Annotated in this window: 2 protein-coding genes; one reads left to right on the top strand and one right to left on the bottom strand. The window is 75.6% G+C overall.

Annotation, left to right across the window (positions count from 1 at the left end; genetic code table 11):
- Positions 1-2078, top strand: a 2078-nt coding sequence (locus tag AB0H87_RS40620) for an AAA family ATPase (protein WP_360158817.1), incomplete at its 5' end; no start/stop codon positions are given.
- On the opposite strand, the gene AB0H87_RS40625 is transcribed toward AB0H87_RS40620, so the two are convergent.
- Positions 2060-2520 (bottom strand): gamma-glutamyltransferase (locus tag AB0H87_RS40625; RefSeq protein ID WP_360158820.1); only part of this gene is annotated, 461 nt, incomplete at its 5' end. The two genes, AB0H87_RS40620 and AB0H87_RS40625, sit on opposite strands and share 19 nt — an antisense overlap.

Here is a 2520-nt window from a genome sequence, read left to right on the forward strand (position 1 = left end):
GGCCGCAGCCGCTGCCGGTCGGGCGGACCACGCTGGTGGGCCGGGGCTGGGCCATCCAGGAGGTGGCGGGCCTGCTCGCGCGCCCCGACGAGCGGCTGGTGACGCTGACCGGGCCGGGTGGCGTGGGCAAGACCCGGCTGGCCGTCGCCGCCGCCGAGCGGTTGCGCGACCGCTTCTCCGGCGGCGTCGTGTTCGTCCCGCTGGCCGGCGCGACCGAGCCCGAGCAGGTCGTCGCCAGCATCGCCCGGCAGGTCGGGGTGGACCTGGCCGGTTCGGAGACGCCGCTGCGCGCACTGACCGGCCACCTCGGCGACGAGCGCTGGCTGCTGATCCTCGACAACCTGGAGCAGGTGCTCGACGCGGCCGCGGACCTTGGCGAGCTGCTCGCGCGCTGCCCTGGCGTGACGGTCCTGGCCACCAGCCGCACCGTGCTGGAGCTGAGGGCCGAACGGGAGTACCCGGTGCCGCCGCTGCCGCTGCCCAGCGAGCCCGGCTCGATGTCCGTCGAGGAGCTGGCCGCGACGCCGGCCGTGGCGCTGTTCGTCGACCGTGCCCGCGCGGTGCGCTACGACTTCACGCTCACCGAGCGCAACGCGGTCGCGGTGGCCGAGATCTGCCGCCGGCTCGAAGGGCTGCCGCTCGCGATCGAGCTGGCCGCCGCGCGTACGCGGCTGCTCGACCCAGTGTCGTTGCTGACCCGGCTGACCACCTCGCTCGACGCCCTGGGCACGGGCGCGATGGACGTGCCGCAGCGGCACCGGACCCTGCGCGCGACGGTCGAGTGGAGCGTGGACCTGCTCGACGGGCCGGAGCGCGCGTTGCTGGAGACGACCGCGGTCTTCCTGGACGGCTGGACCGTCGACGCGGCGGCGGACGTCGCCAACCTCGGCGAGAACCAGACCGTCGACCTCACCGACGCGCTGGCGCGGCACAGCCTGATCCAGCTCGACCACACCGAGCTGGGCACCCGGTGCCGGATGCTGGAGACCGTCCGCACCTTCGTCGCCGAGCGGCTCGCGGCCCGCCCCGACGCCGACCGGATCCGCCGCCGCCACGCCGACCACTACCAGGCGCTGGCCCGCCAGGCCGATCGCCGGCTGCGCGGCGCCGGCCAGCGCGAGTGGGTGGAGCGGCTGCAGGCCGAGGCCGGCAACCTGTCCGCCGCCGTCCGCTGGTACCTGGAGCACGACCAGCGGCCGCTGCCCCACCTGTTCCGCGTGCTCTGGCCGTTCTGGTCGCAGCGGGACCACCTGGGCGAGGCACAGGCCTGGATCGACCAGCTCATGCCCACAGTGGACACGCTGGACACCCAGGCGCGCGCCGAGCTGCTGTGGACCGCGGCGGTCACCGCGCGGGAGGTCGGCGACGACCGCGGTGCCCTCGCGGCCCGCGAGCGGCTGGCGCCGCTGCTGTCCGACGTCGAGGATCCCTACCTGCACGCCGCCTGTCAGCTCGCGATGGCGTGGACCTCGACGATGGTCGCCGATGTCGAGGGCGCCCTGCGGGAGGCGCAGGCCGCGCTCGCCGAGTTCGAGAGCCAGGACGAGCCGCTCGGCACCGCGTCGGCCGCGCTCACCGCCGGCTCGCTGGAGACGACCACGGGCCGCTACGACGACGCGCTGCACCACCTGCGCCACGCCCACGACCTCGGCTCCCGGCTCGACAACGCCTGGCTGGCGGCCACCTCCCAGGTGCTGCTGGGCACGCTGGCGCTGGTCCGCGGCCGGCCCGAGGACGCCCGGGCCCTGCTCGACGAGGGGCTCGACCTCGCCCTGGCGGCCTACAGCACCCAGCTCGTGACGCTCTGCCTCGGCGTCTTCGCGCAGCTCGCGTTCGTGGAGGGCAACCAGGAACGGTCGGCGCTGCTGGTCGGCGCGGCCGACGGGATGCGCCGCCGGGCCGGCCTGCGGGTGTGGCCGTCGCTGCGGCGACCGGAGGCCGAGCTGGCGAACCGGCTCCGCACGGCGCTCGGCACGACGGACTTCGACCGCGCCTTCACCACCGGCGGGCGGCTCACCCGCCGCGAGGCGGTGGCCGCCGCCCCCGATCCCGGCTCGCGTCAGCGCCCGACCGCGTAACCCTGCATCCCGCGCGGGTCGGCCGCCGCCTTGAGCATCCCGTCCGCCGCGCGCCCGGCGGCGCTGACGCGGCCCAGTGACCACGGCTCGGCGACGACCACCTCGTGACCGCGCGCCCGCAGACCCTCGATGGTCGCCGGATCGGCCCGCGACTCGACGTGCACCTGCGCCGGGTACGACTCGCGCGGGTAGAACGACGACGGGAAGTGCGTGGTGTGCCAGGCCGGCGCGTCGACGGCCGCCTGGATGTCGAGTCCATGATGGACATGACGCAGGAAGAACAGCAGCGACCACTGGTCCTGCTGGTCGCCGCCCGGCGTGCCGAAGGCGAGGTACGGCGCGCCGTCACGCAGCGCGAACGACGGGGTGAGCGTGGTCCGCGGCCGCTTGCCGGGCGCCAGCGAGTTGGGCAGCCCCGGCGTCAGCCAGAACATCTGACCAC

The organism is Asanoa sp. NPDC050611, from assembly GCF_040654855.1.
Lineage (GTDB): Bacteria > Actinomycetota > Actinomycetes > Mycobacteriales > Micromonosporaceae > Asanoa.